Origin of the sequence: Caloramator fervidus (genome assembly GCF_900108045.1) — a bacterium.
Classification (GTDB): Bacteria; Bacillota; Clostridia; order Clostridiales; family Caloramatoraceae; genus Caloramator; species Caloramator fervidus.
Genome location: NZ_FNUK01000017.1, coordinates 1 through 21,214 on the forward strand (window position 1 = coordinate 1; position 21,214 = coordinate 21,214).

Sequence of the window (21,214 nt, forward strand, 5' to 3'; positions counted from 1 at the left end):
CTTCGTATATTATTATATTTCGACATAAAAAAAGAGAATCCTTTTTTTGTGATGGATTCTCTTTTTAAAATTATACTTTGTCAACAATCTGAAATAAGAACAGCTTAAGCTGTTCTTATTTAATACCAGTTAATTTTCTTTTTGCAAATTCTATAGCTATAAATGTTGCTACATCATCTGCAAATTTCCCTGGTCCAAATCCTGCATCATAGCCTAGTTCTTTAGCAAGTTCATGAGTAATTCTTGGCCCTCCACAAATTAAAAGTATTTTATCCCTTAAGCCTTCTGCTTCAAGAAGCTCAACAAGATGAGTTAAATTTTTTATATGAATATCTTTTTGTGTAACAGTTTGAGAAACTAATAAAACATCTGCCTTTAATTCTATGGCTTTTTTTACAAATTCCTCATTTGGAACTTGACTTCCTAGGTTATATGCTTCAAACATTTCATATCTTTCTAAACCATAATGCCCTGCATAACCTTTCATATTCATAATGGCATCAATTCCAACAGTATGGGCATCTGTTCCTGTACTTGCACCTATTACAACGAGCTTCCTACCTATATGTTCTTTAATGTATTGATTTACCTCCTCCATAGACATAGTTTGAACATCTACTGTCTCAACATGTATAGATGTATAATCAACCGTATGAACTACGCTACCATATACAATAAAAAATGTAAATTCCTTATCAAGAGATGTATGATAAACTACTTGAGGATCTAATATACCCATTTTTTTACAAAGTTGTTTTGCAGCTTCTACAGCTTTTTCACCATCAGGAACAGGAAGAGTAAAACTTAATTGAACCTTACCATCATTCATGGTATCTCCATATGGTTTAACTTTTGTAAGATCTAAGGTTTTATCATAATCCTTCTTTTCAATTGAATATAAACCTCCACCCATTAACTTCTACCCCCTAGCATAAGCTCAATAAACGGATTATAATACTTTTCATCCTTTTCAACAACCCCTTCAAGGCCTTTTCCACCATTTGGAGATCTTTTTATATTAGCAAACTTTCCTTGCTCTAAAGTTTTAAACAATCCATCCTTTTCTATTTCCTTTAATAATTCATAAGCTTTATTTAAAACTTCATTTGCTCTTCTTTGTATTATTCCATCCTTTTTAAACTCAATTTCATCCCCTAATGCTTCCATATTATTAAAAATATATCTTGCATTTTCAATAGAAAGAGCTCTATCTTGCATAAATGGAGTATGAATAGCCTCAGTTAGCATTCCAAGAAGATGTATTCTTTGCCCCGTAATTATAGTAACCATATTAAATAAAGCATCTTGGATATGTCCTTTAAATATATTTCCTGTCATAAATTTTGTAGGAGGCATATACTTCAAAGGAGCTTTAGGGAATATTTCCCTTGCCATTTGTGCTTGAGCAAGTTCTAATAAAAATCCATTTTTTAAATCTGGATTCATTTCAAAAGCATGTCCAAGTCCCATTTGTTCTTCAGGAATTCCAGCAAGAAGAGCAAATTGCTCATTTATAAACTGAGAAGCTAAAACTGTATGAGCCTCTTCAACAGCATCTGCAGTTGTAAGATAGTTATCTTCTCCTGTATTTATAATAACTCCCGCAAATCCATTTATAACCCTTGAAAAGAACTGGTCAATTAATGTCCTTTTCATATTGATATCTCTAAATAAAATTCCATAAAGAGCATCATTTAACATAACATCAAGCCTTTCTAAAGCCCCCATAGCTGCAATTTCCGGCATACAAAGTCCAGAGCAATAATTAGTAAGCCTTATATATCTTCCTAACTCTTCGCTTACCTCATCAAGAGCCTGTCTCATAAGTCTAAAGTTTTCTTGAGTTGCAAATGTTCCCCCAAATCCTTCTGTTGTTGCACCATAAGGAACATAATCTAAAAGACTCTGTCCTGTAGATCTAATTACTGCAATAATATCTGCTCCTTGTCTTGCTGCCGCTTTAGCTTGAACTATATCTTCATAAATATTACCTGTTGCAACTATAACATAAAGAAGAGGTCCTTCTTTATCACCATATTTTCTTAAAAGTTCTTCTCTTTTTTCCCTATTTTTTCTTATTTTTTCTACTGTTTGTTTTGCAATTTTCATAACTTCAAGTTTTATATCAAATAAATCATGCATAGGAAGTGTAGTTAAATCTATTTCTCCCTTAGCAACCTTTTCTGCTATTTCTTGGGGAGTAAGTTTAGTATGAAGCATAGCATTTCCAATATATATAGCCGCACCAATTGAAAGTCCATTTCCCTTTTTTATATTATCAACAACAACATTTGGCAGAGGAACTCCAAAATCATCTACTCCATCTATTCCTAAAAGTCTGCAAACCGTCCTTTCTACAGCAACAGTGGTATGTCTGTCTATAAACTTTTGAGTATCAAGGGCAATATTTCTTGCACATTCCCTTGCTTTATTTACAATATCCCAATTTAAGTTTAACTTACTTTTCATACCCCTCACCCTCTTTTAATATATTTTCAGCCATATTTATAACTTCTTGATTAAAACCTAATAATTTTGATATATTTAAAGCATCTTTAGGAACTTCACTTAAACTTTGAACTTTGACCAACCTATAATCCATATATTCCTGTATTACTTCTATAGAATTTTTTAAAGCAAGATCCTTTTTAAGCTTATTAAAATTTACATTTCTCAAACCAATAACTTGATAATGGGACATATCATTGTCTACAACACTATCATAATGGGTGGATACTAAAACAAAGCTTTTAAATTTATTAAGATATTTACAGAGTGCTTTTACTATAGCATAACCCTCTTTAGGATTTGTTCCCCTTGCAACTTCATCAAGGGCAACAAATCCTAAACCAAATTTTACAGCCTCTATAATCTCATTTAATTTTATAATCTCAGCTCCAAATGTGCTAAGCCCCCTTGATACCGATTGAAGGTCATCTGAAACAAAATATATAAAATCTAATATAGGGAAACTTGCATGTTTAGCAAACACAAAAAACCCAAGATGCCCCATAAGCAAGTTTAAAGTAATAGTTTTTAAAGTTATACTTTTGCCTCCCATGTTTGCACCGGTTATTACTGTAGTTCCAAATGGGATTTCAATGGTTATAGGCACAAAATTTTTCCCATTTTTTCTTAACAAGTCTAAAACATAAGGATTTATTTGATTAACAAAACAAATTCTATTATCATCTAAATTAGGTTTTACAGCATCATATTTGATGGCTAATTTAGCCTTTTCAATTAAAAAATCTAATTTTCCTATAGCTTCAAAATTTTCTTCAAATTTTTTGCTGTAAAAACTAATTTTTTCAGATAAAATTGTTTTTATTTTTAATTCCTCTTCCTCTTCTTCAATAACTATTCTTAGCCTTTCTTCCTTTAAAATATCTATAATTTTTTCATCTAATTCATATAATATTTTTCTTTCTATATCTAACTTTTTATTTCTAATCTCCTCTAGCTTTTTAGAATATGCACTATAAATATGAAATGTAGGCATATTTTTTCCTTCAGGATCCAAAAGCTTAAAAACATCTTCTAAGGAGTTTAAATTTATAAAATAAAGACCTGCCTGCAAAATTAAATTTCTTAGAGCATTTGAATTTAAACAGAAATTCTTAATTTCAAATAGCTCTACTTCATCTAAAACACAGCCATTTTTGCACCTTGATATGCTTTTTCGTATATCTTTAAACTTTAAAAGAATCGTCTCTATATCTTCAAATATTTCGTTATTATATCTTAACTTTTCAATAACTTTTTCTAGTTCATCAAATTCTCTTATTAAAAGTTCCTTTTCATGCTTTTTATAAAATTTTAAATTTCTTTTTTTATCCATTCCAAAAATAGTTTTAGGTTGTAATTGATCATAAACATATTCAAATCCTATCTCTTTTAAATCTATATCAAAAAACTTCATTACTTTTCATCTCCTAATACATTTAAAACAGGAATATTTACTCTATGCCTCATCTTTTCTAAAAACACTTTAGAATCAAATTCATACCCATAAGGAGATTTTGGGTTTATAGTAATACAAACAACATTTATAGGCAATAAAACTTTAATTTTTCCACCACTTTTTATAAAAACATTCAATATATCTGTGCTTAAAAACAACTTTGTTCCATCTTCTACCAAAAATATTTTTTCTTTATATTTATCAGTAGACTTTATTATGTCTTCTAAAGTCTTATCCGTTAAAACCCCCTTAATAACAACATAAATTACATCCTCATTTAAATTTTCAACTATATATTTAGAAGATTCCAACGATGTTAAAACGTCTACGGTTTTATAAGAATAATCCTTATATATAAAACCAAGCCTTGCTTTTTTTAATATTTCATGGGCTAACTTTAAAATTATTTCATTACTTTCTTTTTCTGTTGATAAAAGCCTTAAAGTATGTTCTGTTTTATCAATAACTTCATTTAAACTTTTTGACAAAGCTGCACCCGTTGACAAAATTGTTGCCTGTGTAATGCTCGGGGATGCCATAGTTTTTCTACTTAAAGCACCATCTACCAAAACCTTATCTACTCCAAAATTTATTATTTTATTACTTACTTCTTTTATTAAGGAATTAGCAGAAGGACCTGCAAGCTCTACATATCCATCACTTAGAGCTTTACCTATTATAATTTCTCCTAAAGGAGTATAAATACCTGTAGTTTCTAAAATCTCTTTAGTAACATCAGATTTTAAAAACAATTCTTTACAAGTTGCAAATATAGTCCCTTTTTCCACATAAATTTTTGGTTTTTGTGTATTTGTAACTCTATCAGTATCTTCTCCATCTCTTCCTATTGATGTAAGACCAAGGAGGTAACCCCCCCTGGTCTTATTTATTATGTGATTTAAAACAGTTGTCTTTCCTACATTTTTTTCCATTCCTATTATTGATATGGTTTTATAAGGTTTTATAAGACTTAAAATATCACTCATGCTTACGACCTCTTTGTTTTCTTTCAAGTCCTTCAGGTTCTAATGAAAGTTGATTACCTTGTAATAATCCAGCAACGCCAATTATCTTTTCCTGTCTTTCACCCTTACAAATTTCACAATTGCAGCTTGGAATATATTCCTCTGGTTCTGTATAGGTTGTTATAACACCCTCAAAGTTTCTTAAAATTACTTTGTTATGACTCATGGAAACTATATAGTTTGGCATAACAGGTATTTTTCCTCCACCACCTGGAGCATCAACAACAAAAGTTGGAACAGCATAACCTGATGTATGTCCTCTTAAACCTTCTATAATTTCTATTCCCTTTGAAACGGAAGTTCTAAAATGTTGCAATCCTAAAGAAAGGTCGCACTGATAGATATAATATGGCCTTACCCTCATCTTAACAAGTTCATGAACAAGCTTTTTCATAACATGAACACAGTCATTTACTCCCCTTAAAAGTACAGATTGATTTCCAAGTGGTATTCCTGCATCGGCTAAGAGCTCTATAGCTTTCTTTGACTCTTCTGTAACTTCATTTGGATGGTTAAAGTGAGTATTTAACCATATTGGATGATATTTTTTAAGCATATTTACTAATTCTTTTGTAATTCTTTGAGGCATTACAACAGGAGTTCTTGAACCAATCCTTATTATTTCGACATGAGGAATCTCTCTAAGTTTTCTTATGATATATTCAAGCTTGTCATCAGATAATGTTAATGGATCTCCTCCAGATATTAAAACATCTCTTATAACCGGAGTATTTTTAATATATTCAATGGCCTTTTCTATTTTTTCCATAGGCATTGGCATATCGTTTTGACCTGCAAATCTTCTCCTTGTACAATGCCTGCAATACATTGAGCATTGATCTGTAACTAAAAGCAAAACTCTATCTGGATACCTATGCGTTAATCCAGAAACTGGAGAATCTGTATCTTCATGTAATGGATCTAATAAATCTTCCTTTGCCTTAGAAAGTTCATTTATAGTTGGAATGGCTTGTTTTCTTATAGGGTCATTAGGATCATTAGGATCAATAAGTGATAAGTAATAAGGGGTTATAGCCATTCTTAAAGTTTGAAGACACTTTTCAACTCCTTTTTCCTCTTCTTGTGTTAAAGGAATATATTTTTTTAAATCCTCTAAAGTTTCTATTCTATTTTTTAGTTGCCATTTCCAGTCATTCCAAAGTTCATCAGGAACATCTTTAAAAAGTTCATACCTTCTATAAACCTTCATTTCCCCCCACCCCTTAAAACATTACTTTGCATACATGCTTTCAAAAACTTTTCTTAACTTTTCATTTTCTCTTAATTCTTGTAAAGTAATTTCAGCATGTCCTTTAGTATATCCATTTCCTATAATCATGGTAACATCCTTTCCAACTCCTTCTGCTCCTAAAGCTGCCTTTGTAAAACTTGTTGCCATTGAGAAAAAGTAAACAATACCTTCATCCTTTACAGGAAGGATAGACGACATCTCAGTATTTGGAACATTTACACAATTTATTGATATATCTACCTCTTTTCCATCATTTGCTTCTAAAGTTTTATTTAACACTTCAACAGGCTTTTGAGCATCAGCAACTATTACTTTATGGCATAATCCTAAATCTTCTAACTTTTGTTTATCCTTTTCGGTTTTTACAAGTCCTATAACCCTACCAGTTGGACCTACTCTTTTCATAGCTTCATAACAACAAAGCATTCCTGATTTTCCTGCAGCTCCTAATATCAAAACGCTTTGACCTGGCTTTACAAGCTTTGCTGTTTGGGCAGGTGCTCCAGCAACATCAAGAGCAGCTAAAGCTAGAGTTTCATCCATATCATCTGGAAGCTTTGCATAAATACCACTTTCAAACAATATAGCTTTGCCTTTAATTTCAACTCTATCTATATCAGGTTTAATATCTATTATTTCATCGATTCTTAAAGGAGTTAAAGATAACGATACTAAAGTTGCTATTTTATCACCAACTTTTAAATCTGTTTTTCCAACTAATGCATCTCCTATTTTTTCAACTATTCCTATAAGCATTCCACCTGATCCCGTTACAGGATTTTGCATTTTTCCTCTTTCGTTAACTATTTCTAAAATTCTCTTTTTTATTTTTTCTATATCCCCTCCTTGTTCTTCTTTTATTTGAGTAAAACTAGCCGAATCTATGTTTAATGCTATAACATCAATAAGTATTTCATTATCGTAAATTTCCATATCATTTGAAATCTTTAATGCTGGTTGAGGCAACACCCCTTGAGGTTCTATAACTCTATGTGTTCCATATTTACAACCCTTTTTCATAAAATCCCTCCTAAATATCCATTATCTTTACATTTTCAGGTATTATAAGATCAGCTTCAGTTAAAGATTTTATTTCATCTATTGTAGTATCTTTATATATTTCTTTTAAAACCAATCCCTTATCAGTAACTTCTAAAACACAAAGCTCTGTAACAATCATGTTAACTTCTCCCTTTGCAGTTAAAGGAAGTCTACACTTTTTTAAAATTTTAGGTTGTCCTTTACTTGTATGTTGCATTGCAACAATAACTTTTTTAGCACCAACAACAAGATCCATAGCTCCACCCATGCCTGGAACCATCTTTCCTGGTATTATCCAATTTGCTAAATTTCCTTCTTGGTCAACTTCTAATGCTCCAAGAACTGTAACATCTACATGCCCACCTCTTATAAGGGCAAAAGACATCGAACTATCAAAAAAGGCACCATATGGCATTATAGTTACAGGAACTCCCCCAGCATTAGTTATATCCTTATCTTCTTTTCCTTTTTCAGGAGCTGGACCCATTCCAACCATACCATTCTCAGATTGAAAAATTATGTTAACACCTTCTTTTACATAATTTGCCACTAAAGTAGGAAGGCCTATTCCTAAATTTACAAGTTGACCATCCTTTAATTCTTTGGCAACTCTTTTAGCAATTATTTCTTTAGCTAATTCTTGATTTGGAATCAATTTACTCGCCCCCTTTTATAACATAATCAACCAATACACCAGGAGTCATTGCATCCTCTGGTCTTAATTCTCCAATTTTTACAATATTTTCAGCTTCAACTATAACAGTATCAGCTGCAAGGGCAATTATAGGATTAAAGTTTCTTGTAGTTCCCCTATAAAATGTATTTCCAAATTCATCTACTATACTTCCCTTTATAAGGGCAATATCAGCCCTTAATGGAAGTTCTAATAAATATTCTCTGCCATTTATAACTATCTTTTGTTTTCCTTCTTCAACAATTGTTCCAACTCCAGTTGGAGTCAAAACCCCTCCAAGTCCACTGCCACCTGCTCTAATTCTTTCTATTAAAGTTCCCTGAGGACAAAGTTCAACTTCCAATTTACCTTCATTCATAAGTCTTCCTGTTTCTGGATTAGTTCCAATGTGGGATACTATAACTTTTTTAACTTGTCCATTAACAATCAATCTTCCTATACCTTTATCTGGGAAAGATGTATCATTTGCAATTATTGTTAAATCTTTAACATTCAAATTTATTAACAAATCTATTAGTTTTTCAGGTGTTCCACAAGCTAAAAAGCCACCAATCATTAAAGTCATACCATTTTTAAATAAAGGCTTTATTTTTTCAATATCTACAACTTTATTCATACTATCACCTCTTTATACCTAATATTTGCCTTGCTTCATCAGGAGTTGCTATTTCTCTTCCTAATTCCTTTGCAATCCTAACAACTTTTTCAACAAGCTCGCCGTTAGACTTTGCAAGAACACCTTTTGATATGTATACATTATCTTCAAATCCAACTCTAACATGTCCACCCATAATAATTGCCATAGTAGCAAGTGGAATTTCATACCTTCCTATACCTGTTACTGTCCAAGTTGCATCCTTTGGAATACTTTCTACCATAAATAGAAGATCCCTTGGTTCTCCTGAAATTCCTCCATTAACCCCCATAACAAAGTTAAAATGTAAAGGAGCCTTTATATAACCTTTTTTATGAAGTCTCAAGGCCATATCTATCATACCTTTATCAAATACCTCAAGTTCAGGTTTTATTCCAAGTTCGTTCATTTTTTGTGCAAAATAGATTATAGTATTTTCAGTATTGACAAAAATATCATCTCCTCCAAAATTTAAAGTTCCACAATCTAACGTAGCCATTTCTGGCTTTAGGTAAATAGGTTGTAGTCTTTCTTCATTAGTCATCCCTACTGCTCCACCTGTTGATGGTTGTATAATTACATCTGGACATCTTTCTTTTATAGCCTCTATACATACTTTAAATCTTTCTATGTCTTGAGTTGGAGTTCCATCGTCATATCTTACATGAAGATGAATTATACTTGCTCCTGCCTTATATGCTGCTTCTGCTTCTTTTGCAATCTCTTCAACAGTATAAGGAACATTAGGGTTATGCTTTTTAGTTACCTCCGCTCCACATATGGCAGCGGTAATAATAAGTTTTTCCATAAAACCCCTCCTATTTTTTAAATCTTTGCTTGTCCTTTGGAACTACACAAGTTCCGCTTGCTTTACATACTATTATAGGTTCTTCTAAAACCTCGGCTGCTGAATCATTTATATCAGGTCGTGCTTGTATAACTTTTCTTGCAACAAATTTCATCTTCCTTGATGTATTACCAACTTCAACAATTTCCCCTTCTGCCTCAATATAATCTCCTGCATAAACTGGAGCTAGAAATTCTATTGAATCATATGCTCTAAATAACCCTTCATCTCCATCATGCCTTATTAAAAGCTCTGTAGCCACATCCCCAAATAAATTTAGTATTCTTGCTCCATCAACTAAATTACCTCCATAGTGTGCATCATGCAGGCTCATTCTAACCCTAATCAATGCCTTCAAAATAATCCCCCCTTGCATTATATAAGCGCTATTTATGCAATGAGTAATCTAACCCACTGCATAAATAGCGCTCCATGGCATAAACCATGGCAGTGATAGAGCTTACACCCTACCACCAAGGATATGCTGAGGAACCAACATATCCTTTCGGCGGACAAACCCTTCACTTTAAGTATTGGGAGTTCCTTCCCTTAGCACCTTAAAGCTACCCTTTTGTCCGCACCTCTATTTATGCAAACCAATTTTATTAAATTCTGATAATATTATAACATTATTTCAAAAATTTGTTAATATATTTTAGAAAATTTTAAATATTTGCATTTTCTATCAATATAGCAACTCCCATTCCTGAACCCACACATAAAGAAGCTATGCCATAGCGTTTATTTTGTCTTATAAGTTCATGAATTAATGTAACCAAAATTCTTGTTCCACTTGCTCCTATTGGATGCCCTAGCGCTATTGCTCCTCCATTTACGTTTACCTTTTTTTCGTCTATATTTAACTCTTTTAAAACAGCTAAAGATTGAGCTGCAAAAGCTTCATTAAGCTCGAATAAATCTATATCATCAATAGACATATTTAATCTATTCAACATCTTATTTATAGCATCAACAGGTCCAATGCCCATTATACTTGGATCTACACCAGCTAAAGCAAATCCTTTTATATATACAAGAGGCTTTAACCCTAACTCATCACATTTTTCTTGGGAAGCAAGTAAAACTGCTGCAGCTCCATCATTAATTCCCGAAGCATTTCCTGCTGTAACTGTCCCATTTTCCTTAAAAGCAGGCTTTAGCTTTGATAATTTTTCTAAATTCGTATCTTCTTTAATATATTCATCATCTTTAAAAATTATTTCTTCTTTTTTAGTTTTTATAGTTATAGGAACTATTTCATCAATAAATTTACCTTCTTTTCTAGCTTTTGCAGCCTTAATTTGACTTTTATATGCAAATATATCCTGTTCCTCCCTTGAAATTCCATATCTTTCTGCTAAATTTTCCGCAGTAATTCCCATATGATATAAATTAAAAGGACAAGTCAAACCGTCATAAATCATAACATCAATCAATTGACTATTTCCCATTTTTACTCCATTTCTTATACCTTTAATAATAAATGGAGCATTAGACATACTTTCCATTCCACCGGCTATACTTAAATTTTCTTGTCCTGCAAGAATGGACGTATATGCCATAATAACAGAATGAAGGCCAGAACCACATACCGTATTTATTGTTGTTGCAGGAACCTCTATAGGAATGCCTGCATTTAAAGCCGCCTGTCTTGCAGGATTTTGACCATTACCTGATTGAAGAACATTTCCCATATAAACCATATCTATTTGGTCTTTAATTTTAGGATGTTTTTCTAAAATGGCTTCTATTACCTTTGTTCCAAGTTGAACTGCACTAACCCCTGATAAAGTTCCCATAAAAGAGCCTATAGGTGTTCTTAAAGCTGAAACTATAGCTACTTTTTTCATTATATGCACCTCACTATATTTTATTTTTAGAATATTTTTAATATTCTAATTTTATGTTACAACTCTTCTAAAAAACATTCAAGAATAGTTATTTTTTTGGCAAAAAATAGAAGGCCTAAGGCCTTCTATTTATAATCATAAAATCCCTTTCCAGTTTTTCTGCCAAGATATCCTGCCCTTACCATTTTCTTCAATAACACATGAGGTCTATATTTAGGATCTTTTGTTTCTTCATATAGATATTCCATAATAGCAAGAACAATATCATTACCTATAAAATCAGATAACTCAAAAGGACCCATTGGATGATTTGCTCCTAATTTCATAGCTTTATCTATATCTTCTTTTTTAGCTATACCCTCTGCTAATATTCCAATCGCTTCATTTATCATAGGTATTAAGATTCTATTAACTACAAAGCCCGGAGCCTCATTAACCTCCACAGGCTCTTTTCCTATTTTTATAGAAATTTCCTTTATTTTGTTAAATGTTTCATCTGAAGTTGCAATTCCTCTTATTATCTCAATAAGTTTCATTATAGGTGCTGGATTAAAAAAGTGCATCCCTATTACTCTATCTGGCCTATTTGTAGCAGCTGCAATTTCAGTTATTGAAAGGGAAGAAGTATTTGAAGCTAAAATTGTATTTTCATTACATAAAGCATCTAATTTTTTAAAAATCTCTTTTTTAGCTTGCATATTTTCAATTATAGCCTCAATTACCAAATCACAATGCCTTGCATCTTCAATATTTAAGGATTTATGTACCCTAGCTAATATACCATTTTTTTCTTCCTCGGTTATTTTTCCTTTTTCAACAAGCCTTGTTATGTTTTTTACAATGTTGCCATAACCCCTTTCAACAAGTTCTTCCTTTATGTCATTCAAATAAACTTCAATACCATTTTGAGCAAAAACCTGAGCAATTCCTGCCCCCATTGTTCCTGCACCAACAACAAAAACCTTCATATTTATCCTCCTATCTATTTTTAAACTTTTCAACTTTTCTCTTTTCTAAAAACGCAATCATTGCATCTTTTTGATCTTCTGTTGAAAAGCATTGAGAAAACACTTCTGTCTCATACATAACCGCCGTATCAATATCCATCTGATACCCCTTATTTATAGAAGATTTTGCAAGCATCACTGCAATAGGAGCATTAGATGCTATTTTTCTAGCTAGCTTTAATGCTGCCTCCATGAGTTCTTCTTTCTTTACAATTTTATTTACAAGTCCTATTCTTAAAGCTTCATTCGCATCTATTATCTCTCCTGTAAAAATTAATTCTTTTGCCTTTGCTAAACCTACAATTCTAGTTAATCTTTGAGTTCCTCCAAATCCTGGAGTTATACCTAATCCTACTTCGGGTTGTCCAAATTTTGCTCCTTCACAAGCTATTCTAATATCACAGGCTAGTGCAAGTTCACAACCTCCACCTAAAGCATATCCATTTACTGCCGCGATAGTTGGAATTCTTAAATTTTCAATTTTTTTGAAAACTTTATTTCCTAAAATACTAAAATTCCTAGCTTGAATAGGATTCATATCCTTCATCTGTGAAATATCTGCCCCTGCTACAAAAGATTTTTCACCATCTCCTGTAATTATTAAAACATATAAAGATTCATCCCCCTCTAATTCATCTAATACTTTATCCAATTCAACAAGAGTTTTAAAATCTAAAGCATTTAAAGCACAAGGTCTTGAAATTGTCAAAACACCAATATTTCCTTCTTTTTTTAATATTACATTTTCCAAATTATCACCCCCCTAGAAATATTATATCATTTTTCAAAAATTAGTAAAATTTTAAATTTCATAAAAATCATTCTTGCAAAATAAAAATCCTATTGCATATATATGCAATAGGATTTTTATTTACTCCCCTATTATTTTTACCAATACCCTCTTTTTTCTTTTGCCATCAAACTCTCCATAAAAAATCTGTTCCCATGGACCAAGATCTAATTTCCCATCGGTTATAGCTACAACTACCTCTCTTCCCATTATAGTTCTTTTAAGATGTGCATCCGCATTATCCTCAAAGCCATTATGATGATATTGACTATATGGTTTTTCTGGAGCAAGCTTTTCTAGCCAATTTTCAAAATCTTGATGAAGCCCTGGTTCATCATCATTTATAAAAACGCTTGCAGTAATATGCATTGCATTACAAAGAAGCAGTCCCTCTTTTACTCCACTTTCTTTTACACATTTTTCTAGTTCATCAGTTATATTAACAAATCCTCTTCTTGTTTTTAGCTCAAACCAAAGCTCTTTTCTATAACTTTTCATATTCATCACCCCTTAGCTCATCCAGCAAAACCTTAACAGTCTTTTTAAATATAGGATGGACAATGTCTTTATCAATATCACAAATAGGTCTTAAAACAAACTCCCTATTATGCATATCAGGATGAGGAACTTTTAAATCTGGTTCATCAATTATTTCATCGTTATAAAAAATTATATCTAAATCAATATTTCTTGGTCCCCATTTAAACTGCCTTACTCTCCCCATCTGTTTTTCTATATCTAAAAGAACATTTAAAAGCTGCCTACAACTTAAAGCTGTTTCTACCTCTAAAGCTCCATTTAAAAAATCAGGTTGATCTTTATATCCATAAGGTTCTGTTATATATAAATTAGAAACCTTTTTAACTGTTATACCTTTATCCTTTATAAGCTTTATAGCTGTTTTTATATTTTCCTCTTTATTTCCAACATTAGTTCCAAAGGCTATTATAGCTTTATTCATTTTAACACCTCAATCATAGTTATAGCTCTTTTATTTTCCTTAACATCATGAACCCTTACCATATCAACCCCATGCAATGCAGCATAACAGGAAATAGCTATAGTCCCTTCAAGTCTTTCTTCTGGTGGTAAATTACCTAGAGCAATTCCTATAGTTGATTTTCTAGAATGAGCAAGCAATATAGGACAACCTAATCTTTTAAATACATCAATATTTTTTATAAGCTCTATGTTATGCTTATAAAGCTTTCCAAATCCTATACCTGGATCTATTATTATTTTATCCTTTGAAATTCCATTATTTAAAGCAAATTCTATTCTTTTTTGAAGAAACTCATATACTTCACTAACAACATTATGGTAATATGGATTTTCCTGCATATTCTTAGGAGTCCCTTTAATATGCATAAGTATAATAGGAACTTTATACTCCTTAACTATATTAATCATATTCTCATCAAAGGTCATTGCACTAATATCATTTATTATATCTGCTCCAGCTTCAATAGCAAGTTTTGCAGTTTTTGCTCTGTATGTATCAACTGATATCAAAATATCTTTATTTAGATTTCTTATAGCCTCTATTACAGGAATAACTCTTTTAATTTCTTCTTCTTCAGATACAGGATCTGACCCTGGTCTTGTAGATTCCCCACCAACATCTAAAATATCTACACCTTCTTCAATCATTTTTTTAGCCTTATCTAAAGCCTTTTCAATACCTTCTACTCTTGATTCTGTATAAAAAGAATCAGGAGTTGCATTTATTATTCCCATTATTTTTGTCCCATCAAAGTAATACTTTCTTCCATCTTTTAAAGTTATATAATTCATATTATCTCCCCTTTTTCTGTGCATGCAAAGGCATTATGATTGTGTATACTCTCAATGCTTTCAACATAAACCCTATACCAAAGTATATCTTTGTTGCTATCAAGCCTTAAAGCAACTTCCCTTACAACATCTTCAACAAATCTTGGATTTAAATATGCTCTTTCAGTTACATATTTTTCATCTTTTCGCTTTAGAAGAGAAAACACTGGACAGCTTGCACTCTCTTCTGCAATTGCAACAATATCTTCTATCCAAATTAATTTTTTAGTATAAATTTTAATATTAACAACAGCCCTTTGATTATGCGCACCAAATTCACTTATTTCTTTAGAACATGGACATAAAGTAACAACAGGAACGGAAACTTCCATAAAAAATCTATATGTATCGCTTTTTTCAGCATCAAAAGAGCACTTAACATCATTTGGAGATACAATTCCAGTAACAGGAGAAGGTTTTTTTATAAAATAATCAAAGTCAATTTTTATATGGGCAGTTTTAGCAGATAATTTTTCTTTAAGCCTATCTAATGCCCTTTCAATCTCTTTTGGAGTAATTTCTTTTAATTCATGAACAAGCTCAACAAATCTACTCATATGAGTGCCTCTTATATCTGCTGGCAAATCAACTGATAAGGTCATATCAGCAATGGTATGCTGAATTCCTCCTTCCTTTTCCTTTACAATAATTGGCCACTTTAATTTACTTATACCCACTTTTTTTAATGGAACATTTCTAAAATCCTTTTCACTTTGAACGTCCTTCATGTTCTACCCCCTATACACTACTCCACTAGTTTTTGTTTCCCAAACTTCTACTTCATATAATCTACAATTGTCCCTTTTTAAAACATCCTTTAATTCATTATAAACATAAATTGCTATATTTTCAGCTGTTGGCTGACTTATTATTTCATTCAAATAAGCATGATCAAACTTATCTATTATTTTTTCCTTTACTATCCTTTTTAACTCAACAAAATCAAATATCATTCCTTCTTCATCCGGCTCCCCCTCTAATTTAACAACAAGCCTATATGTATGTCCATGTAACTTTTCACATTTTCCATGGTAGTGAATAAGATTATGGGCAGCATCAAATTCAAATTCTTTAATGAGTATCATTCATTTTCACTCCTCAAATCTTTTATTTTTTGAATAAAGTTATATATTATTTTAGCAGTAAGCCCCCATATAACATAATCATTATACTTATAAAAATAAACATTCAACATGCCTTCCTGCCAATTGTAATCTTTAGACGAAATCTTTAAATCATAAGGAAACTCACCTAAAGGTTCTGTTTTAACCTTTATCTTCATTATCTTAGGTTCATTTTCTATAAAAAACTTTACAGGAACAAAAAATATTTTTTCAACCTCATATCTAGAATATCTAACTTTATTTTTATCTAGTATTTTTACAACAAAAGGATATATTATCTTACCATATTGAGTTACCAATATATCGCTTTGGCCTAAAACTTCAATATTTGAAGCATCTAATAAAAGCTCCTCACAAGTCTCTCTTATAGCAGCTTCTTCTATTTTTTCTCCTTTTTCAACTTTTCCTCCTGGTAAAGACACCTCTCCTGCCTGACTTAAATTTTTACTCCTTACCTGAAAAATTATTTGCCAATCATTATCCTTAACTAAAGGTATAGTAACAGCATAACTTTTTAAATCTATTCCTTCCCCTATAATTCCAACTCTTTTAAGTTTTAGTTTTAATCTCTCTAAATTTATCTTCATAGATACTATCACCAATTTATATTATACAATTATTTTTTTATTTTTTACAAGATTAGTATTGATTAACATTAAAATTAGTGTTATAATAACTAAAGTAAAGATTTAACATATAAAGTTAACATACCCCCTAAAATTTAAAGTTTTAGAGGATATGTTGCTTTAAATGTTAAATCTAAAACCTTTAAATTTTAGGAGGTATGTTTAATGTCAGACAAAACATTAATTTGCAAAGATTGCGGAAAGGAATTTATCTTCACTGAAGGAGAACAACTTTTCTACAAGGAAAAAGGATTCGAAAATGAACCAAAAAGATGTCCAGAATGTAGAAGAGTAAAAAAACAACAAAGAAGACAAGAAAACTTCAGAAGATAATAAGGAGAGCTAAGCTCTCCTTTTTATATTCTAGTTTTTCTTATATCCTCTTCAAGTCTTAATATTTTACCTTTCATTTCATCATCTAAATTATTAAGTATCTCTTCCCTAAATTTTAAACCTAACTGCTTTCTGTCAAGACCTTTACAATCTTTATTTAAAATATCTGACCAGCTTATTTTTTTATTTCTAAAAATTAAATCCAAATCAACTAATCTTTCACCATTTTCAAAATATTCAAGGCCTAACAGGATTTTTTTTATCTCTTTCGGATTTTTTAACGTAAAAAGTCTAACTTGATAAACTAAAATCGACATCATAAATCTAGGATAATCCTTTGTCCATGTTTCACCTAATATAATTCCTAAATCAAAATTATCTAAAACAACCGATAATCTTTCATAATGTTTTCTATATTCACTATATCTATCATATATTCTTATATAAACTTCATTCCACTCTACCCCAATAAGTCCTTCATTTAAGAATCTTAAAACCTGTGTTCTAAGCCTTTTAAGCAAATTAAAGCATGTCATATTTACTAATATAGTTTTAGAATTAATATCGTGAATATTTATTTTTTTATCTAAAGATTTATCTGTAAAACATATTATTGTATCTTGATATGTCCCTTCATCTAAACTTTCATGTAATGTTAATAATTTCCCATTATATTCATTTTTTATAGTTTCTATAATCTTATCACCATCACCTAAAGTTCTTATCAAAATAATTCCTGGAGCTATATGACAATCATTAACAAATTCATACCCTTTTAAATTAAACATTCTTGCAAAAAACTCATCAAATGGAATAGGTATTAAAATGCTTGAAATTATATCTTTATATCTAGCTATATTTTTATTAGGCTCTGTAATAAGGACAATAGTACTACTTTCTATTGCAAAATCTAAAGCAGAATCTATATCTAGTTTTAAGCCCTGCATATAAGATAGTAAAAACAATTCAAAGTCTTTAGGATTCTTGCAACCAAAAACAACCATTTTAGGCCCACTTCTTATAATAGATAACAACCCCATACCCCTTTCATTTTCCTATTTTGCTTATTTTAAATCTATAACTATCCGTTCCTATAGGATAATATAGTTTTATCACATTATTCTTATAAAAAATATTTATATAATAAATTCCATTCAAATATGTTAAATCAAAAATCCTTTTATCATGCCCATACAAATAAAAATCACAATTCTTAGGCAAATTTTCAAATTTATGAGCAAGTCCAAGTTTCAAACCTTCATATAAAAATATATCTCCCTCCCTTATAACTTTTACGTTACTTTTTAAATCTAAAACTGATATATTATCATGATTTCCCGGAACAATGACTATTAAATCTGCAAACTTTGAAAGAGCATTTAAAAAATTATCTGCTTCTTTTTTATAAATATTTACAAGATAAGGATTCAATTCTAATTTTACATCATCAGCAATATCTCCTGTATGAATAACAATGCTTGGTTTTATCTTTTTTACCATTTTTATTATAGAACTATAAATATAAGACGGAGTATCACTTATGTGAATTAAAGCTTTGCTGTTATTTAAAATCTTTGGAACATATATTTTCCCAAAAATATGATACAAATTTTCCCATAAAACTTCCATAAAAACATCCCCTATTTAAGTAGTATAAACTTTTTATTTTTGTAAAAAAATATTATATAGGCAATATTAGACAAAATTTCAAAAAAGGAGTGCAATACCATGAAAGCAGTAATAATGGCAGGTGGAGAAGGAACTAGATTAAGACCATTAACTTGCGGAATTCCAAAACCAATGGTTCCAATACTTAACAAACCTGTAATAGAATACACAATTAAACTTTTAAAAAAATATAATTTTGACAAGATTGCTATAACTACTTGCTACCTTTCAAATTTCATTATTGATTATTTAGGAGATGGAAGCAAATTTGGAATATCTATTGATTATTACATAGAAGAAACTCCCCTTGGAACAGGAGGAAGTGTGTTAAATACTGGAGATTTCATAGATCAAACTATTCTAGTAATAAGTGGAGATGTTTTAACTGATATAGATCTTTCAAAAGCTATAGAATTTCATAAAAATAAAAATTCCAAAGCAACTTTAATTTTAAAACGAGCAACAAACCCCTTAGAATATGGAATTGTCATAACAAATTCAGAAGGTAAAATAGAAAGATTTTTAGAAAAGCCAAGCTGGGGCGAAGTCTTTAGCGACACAATAAATACAGGAATATATATACTTGAAAAAGATGTTTTCAACTACTATAAAAAAGGAGATTCCTTTGATTTTAGCAAAGACCTTTTCCCAAGATTACTAAAAGACAATGTTCCAATGTATGGGTATATAACAGATGAATATTGGAATGACATTGGAGATATAAACTCATACAAACAAACTCATTTTGACATATTAAACGGTAAAGTAAAAGTAGATTTGGATTTACCTATGGTAAAAGAAGGAATATACATAGGGGAAGGAACTGTAATAAAAGATGATGTTATAATAAATCCTCCTGTTTACATAGGCAAAAACTGTATTATAAACTCAAAAGCCAAACTTGATTCATTTACAATAATTGGAGATAACTGTAAAATTGAAGAAAATGCCTCAATAAAAAAATCTATAATTTGGAATAACACATCAATTGGTCAATCTACTCAAGCTAGATCAACTATAATATGCAATAAGGTTATAATTAAAAATAATGTAAATTTATTCGAAGACTCAGTAGTAGGAACAGAATCTACAATAGAATCCTTCTGCACAATAAATCCATCAATTAAAATTTGGCCCTTCAAAAAAATAAAAGAATCCTCCATTGTAAACAACAATCTAGTTTGGGGAACAAAAGTGAGCAAAACACTATTTGGAAACAGAAATATATCAGGAGACATTAATATAGATATAACTCCTGAATATGCAAGTGTTTTAGGTTCAGCATACGCAAATATCGTAAATAAAAGTAAACCTGTAGTGGTATCCTGTGATGATAGCAATACTTCAAAAGCAATTAAAAATTCTATATTATCAGGATTGCTATCCTCAGGAATAAGAATAATAGATATTGAAGATGTAACATTACCAATAGCAAGAAATGCAGTTATGTTTTATAATGCCTCAGGAGGAATCCATACTTATTCTGACATAAATTCAAAAAACAAAGTTTATATAGAATTTATAAACGAAAAAGGTGGAAACATAGATCGATCTACTGAAAAAAAGCTTGAACATTTATATCATCGTCAAGATTTTGAAAGATGTAATTCTGATTCCATAAAAGATGTCATTAAAATTTATAATTATTCTTCCTATTATATTAACACAATATTATCTCTTTTAAAAAATATTCCTAAAATCAAAAATAACTCACCAAAAATACTATTATCCTCTGAAAGTGAACTTTCACTATCGATAGTACATAAAATTTTAACTGAAATAGGTTGTAAAGTATTTATAGATTATAGTTTAAGGAAAGGATTAGATAAAGAAAGCCTAGATATTCTCTCTAAAAAAGTAGCAAATGAAGGATTTTTCCTTGGAATTTTAATTAACTTTAACGGTGAAAGTCTAAAACTTATAGATAACAAAGGCAATATTATTGATAATGAAAAATACATTTTGCTAACAGAGCTTATACTTGCAAAAACAGGAAAATGCAAAAAATTTATAGTTCCATATACAGCAACTAAACAAATTGAAGAAATAGCAAAGAATTATTCTTTAGAGGTTATAAGAACAAAATCTAATATATCAAATCTTTTAAATGAAATATTAAAAGATAACGACCTTATTTATCAATACTTATTAAATTTTGATGCCTCTGCCGCATCTGCATTGATTATAGACTTCGTGATAGATAATAACATTACACTTTATGAATTAGTTAATGAAATACCAAGATTTTATACAAAACATAGGGAAATTGTTTGTGATATCTCAGAAAGAGGAAAAATTATAAGACAGCTTATAGAGCAAAACAAAGATAAAAACATAGAACTATTTGAAGGTTTAAAAATTAATACAGAAAAGGGATGGGTAATTATTATCCCTGACAACGAAAAACCCACTTTTAACATATATAGCGAAGGATATTCTGAAGAATTTGCAGAGGAAATAAGTTTTGATATTTACAATAAAATATTAAACCTAATAAACAACTCTTAAAGAAAGGAGTTGATGGTG

Annotated in this window: 23 protein-coding genes and 1 riboswitch; of the genes, 2 read left to right on the forward strand and 21 right to left on the reverse strand. The window is 30.5% G+C overall.

Annotation, left to right across the window (positions count from 1 at the left end; genetic code table 11):
• Positions 1 to 115: 115 nt before the first annotated feature.
• From kamE to C4R78_RS06775, 19 genes are all read right to left on the reverse strand, one after another.
• Entirely contained in the window at positions 116 to 913 is a 798-nt protein-coding gene (kamE, locus tag C4R78_RS06685) for a lysine 5,6-aminomutase subunit beta (protein ID WP_103896310.1), read from the reverse strand.
• Entirely contained in the window at positions 913 to 2,469 is a 1,557-nt protein-coding gene (gene kamD / locus C4R78_RS06690; protein ID WP_103896311.1) for a lysine 5,6-aminomutase subunit alpha, read from the reverse strand. The genes kamE and kamD overlap by 1 nt, the downstream gene beginning before the upstream one ends.
• Entirely contained in the window at positions 2,459 to 3,922 is a 1,464-nt protein-coding gene (gene kamC / locus C4R78_RS06695; RefSeq protein WP_103896312.1) for a lysine 5,6-aminomutase reactivase ATPase KamC, read from the reverse strand. The genes kamD and kamC overlap by 11 nt, the downstream gene beginning before the upstream one ends.
• A complete protein-coding gene (kamB, locus tag C4R78_RS06700) occupies positions 3,922 to 4,950 on the reverse strand; it encodes a lysine 5,6-aminomutase reactivase subunit KamB (RefSeq protein WP_103896313.1) in 1,029 nt (342 codons plus the stop codon). Before kamB ends, kamC begins: the two co-directional genes overlap by 1 nt.
• On the reverse strand, positions 4,943 to 6,199 hold the full coding sequence (kamA, locus tag C4R78_RS06705; protein ID WP_103896314.1) for a lysine 2,3-aminomutase: 1,257 nt from the start codon (positions 6,197 to 6,199) through the stop codon (positions 4,943 to 4,945). Before kamA ends, kamB begins: the two co-directional genes overlap by 8 nt.
• A 21-nt stretch (positions 6,200 to 6,220) precedes the next feature.
• On the reverse strand, positions 6,221 to 7,261 hold the full coding sequence (gene kdd / locus C4R78_RS06710) for an L-erythro-3,5-diaminohexanoate dehydrogenase (protein ID WP_103896315.1): 1,041 nt from the start codon (positions 7,259 to 7,261) through the stop codon (positions 6,221 to 6,223).
• Positions 7,262 to 7,271: 10 nt separating this feature from the next.
• Positions 7,272 to 7,937: a CoA transferase subunit B gene (locus C4R78_RS06715; RefSeq protein ID WP_103896316.1), complete on the reverse strand. Its 666-nt coding sequence runs from the start codon at positions 7,935 to 7,937 to the stop codon at positions 7,272 to 7,274.
• Between the two features lies 1 nt (position 7,938).
• Positions 7,939 to 8,592, reverse strand: coding sequence for an acetate CoA-transferase subunit alpha (gene atoD / locus C4R78_RS06720; protein WP_103896317.1), 654 nt, complete (start codon positions 8,590 to 8,592; stop codon positions 7,939 to 7,941).
• A 4-nt stretch (positions 8,593 to 8,596) separates the two neighbouring features.
• Positions 8,597 to 9,418: a 3-keto-5-aminohexanoate cleavage enzyme gene (gene kce / locus C4R78_RS06725; RefSeq protein WP_103896318.1), complete on the reverse strand. Its 822-nt coding sequence runs from the start codon at positions 9,416 to 9,418 to the stop codon at positions 8,597 to 8,599.
• 10 nt (positions 9,419 to 9,428) lie between these two features.
• Positions 9,429 to 9,815 (reverse strand): 3-aminobutyryl-CoA ammonia lyase, encoded by a 387-nt coding sequence (gene kal / locus C4R78_RS06730; RefSeq protein WP_103896319.1) that lies wholly within the window; start codon positions 9,813 to 9,815, stop codon positions 9,429 to 9,431.
• A gap of 57 nt (positions 9,816 to 9,872) precedes the next feature.
• A riboswitch (Lysine riboswitch) is annotated at positions 9,873 to 10,051 on the reverse strand.
• Positions 10,052 to 10,122: 71 nt separating this feature from the next.
• Positions 10,123 to 11,307 carry a thiolase family protein gene (locus tag C4R78_RS06735; RefSeq protein ID WP_103896320.1) on the reverse strand — a complete coding sequence of 395 codons (1,185 nt, stop codon included), beginning with the start codon at positions 11,305 to 11,307 and terminating at the stop codon, positions 10,123 to 10,125.
• A gap of 125 nt (positions 11,308 to 11,432) precedes the next feature.
• Positions 11,433 to 12,275: a 3-hydroxybutyryl-CoA dehydrogenase gene (locus tag C4R78_RS06740; protein ID WP_103896321.1), complete on the reverse strand. Its 843-nt coding sequence runs from the start codon at positions 12,273 to 12,275 to the stop codon at positions 11,433 to 11,435.
• 10 nt (positions 12,276 to 12,285) lie between these two features.
• On the reverse strand, positions 12,286 to 13,065 hold the full coding sequence (locus tag C4R78_RS06745; RefSeq protein WP_103896322.1) for a short-chain-enoyl-CoA hydratase: 780 nt from the start codon (positions 13,063 to 13,065) through the stop codon (positions 12,286 to 12,288).
• A gap of 120 nt (positions 13,066 to 13,185) precedes the next feature.
• Positions 13,186 to 13,602, reverse strand: a complete 417-nt coding sequence (locus C4R78_RS06750; protein ID WP_103896323.1) for a secondary thiamine-phosphate synthase enzyme YjbQ — start codon at positions 13,600 to 13,602, stop codon at positions 13,186 to 13,188.
• On the reverse strand, positions 13,589 to 14,065 hold the full coding sequence (gene folK / locus C4R78_RS06755) for a 2-amino-4-hydroxy-6-hydroxymethyldihydropteridine diphosphokinase (RefSeq protein ID WP_103896324.1): 477 nt from the start codon (positions 14,063 to 14,065) through the stop codon (positions 13,589 to 13,591). The genes C4R78_RS06750 and folK overlap by 14 nt, the downstream gene beginning before the upstream one ends.
• On the reverse strand, positions 14,062 to 14,898 hold the full coding sequence (gene folP, locus C4R78_RS06760) for a dihydropteroate synthase (protein WP_103896325.1): 837 nt from the start codon (positions 14,896 to 14,898) through the stop codon (positions 14,062 to 14,064). Before folP ends, folK begins: the two co-directional genes overlap by 4 nt.
• A complete protein-coding gene (folE2, locus tag C4R78_RS06765) occupies positions 14,895 to 15,665 on the reverse strand; it encodes a GTP cyclohydrolase FolE2 (protein ID WP_103896326.1) in 771 nt (256 codons plus the stop codon). Before folE2 ends, folP begins: the two co-directional genes overlap by 4 nt.
• A gap of 3 nt (positions 15,666 to 15,668) precedes the next feature.
• A complete protein-coding gene (gene queD / locus C4R78_RS06770; RefSeq protein ID WP_103896327.1) occupies positions 15,669 to 16,022 on the reverse strand; it encodes a 6-carboxytetrahydropterin synthase QueD in 354 nt (117 codons plus the stop codon).
• Positions 16,019 to 16,648, reverse strand: a complete 630-nt coding sequence (locus C4R78_RS06775; RefSeq protein WP_103896328.1) for an NUDIX hydrolase — start codon at positions 16,646 to 16,648, stop codon at positions 16,019 to 16,021. The genes queD and C4R78_RS06775 overlap by 4 nt, the downstream gene beginning before the upstream one ends.
• Before the next feature lie 204 nt (positions 16,649 to 16,852).
• Between C4R78_RS06775 and C4R78_RS06780 the strand changes: the two genes are divergently transcribed.
• Positions 16,853 to 17,020 (forward strand): zinc-ribbon domain-containing protein, encoded by a 168-nt coding sequence (locus C4R78_RS06780; RefSeq protein WP_103896329.1) that lies wholly within the window; start codon positions 16,853 to 16,855, stop codon positions 17,018 to 17,020.
• 23 nt (positions 17,021 to 17,043) lie between these two features.
• On the opposite strand, the gene C4R78_RS06785 is transcribed toward C4R78_RS06780, so the two are convergent.
• Both C4R78_RS06785 and C4R78_RS06790 read right to left on the reverse strand, forming a co-directional pair.
• Positions 17,044 to 18,054, reverse strand: a complete 1,011-nt coding sequence (locus tag C4R78_RS06785; RefSeq protein WP_103896330.1) for a hypothetical protein — start codon at positions 18,052 to 18,054, stop codon at positions 17,044 to 17,046.
• 13 nt (positions 18,055 to 18,067) lie between these two features.
• Entirely contained in the window at positions 18,068 to 18,649 is a 582-nt protein-coding gene (locus C4R78_RS06790) for a metallophosphoesterase (protein WP_103896331.1), read from the reverse strand.
• Between the two features lie 99 nt (positions 18,650 to 18,748).
• Between C4R78_RS06790 and C4R78_RS06795 the strand changes: the two genes are divergently transcribed.
• Positions 18,749 to 21,196, forward strand: a complete 2,448-nt coding sequence (locus C4R78_RS06795; RefSeq protein WP_103896332.1) for a sugar phosphate nucleotidyltransferase — start codon at positions 18,749 to 18,751, stop codon at positions 21,194 to 21,196.
• Positions 21,197 to 21,214: the final 18 nt, after the last annotated feature.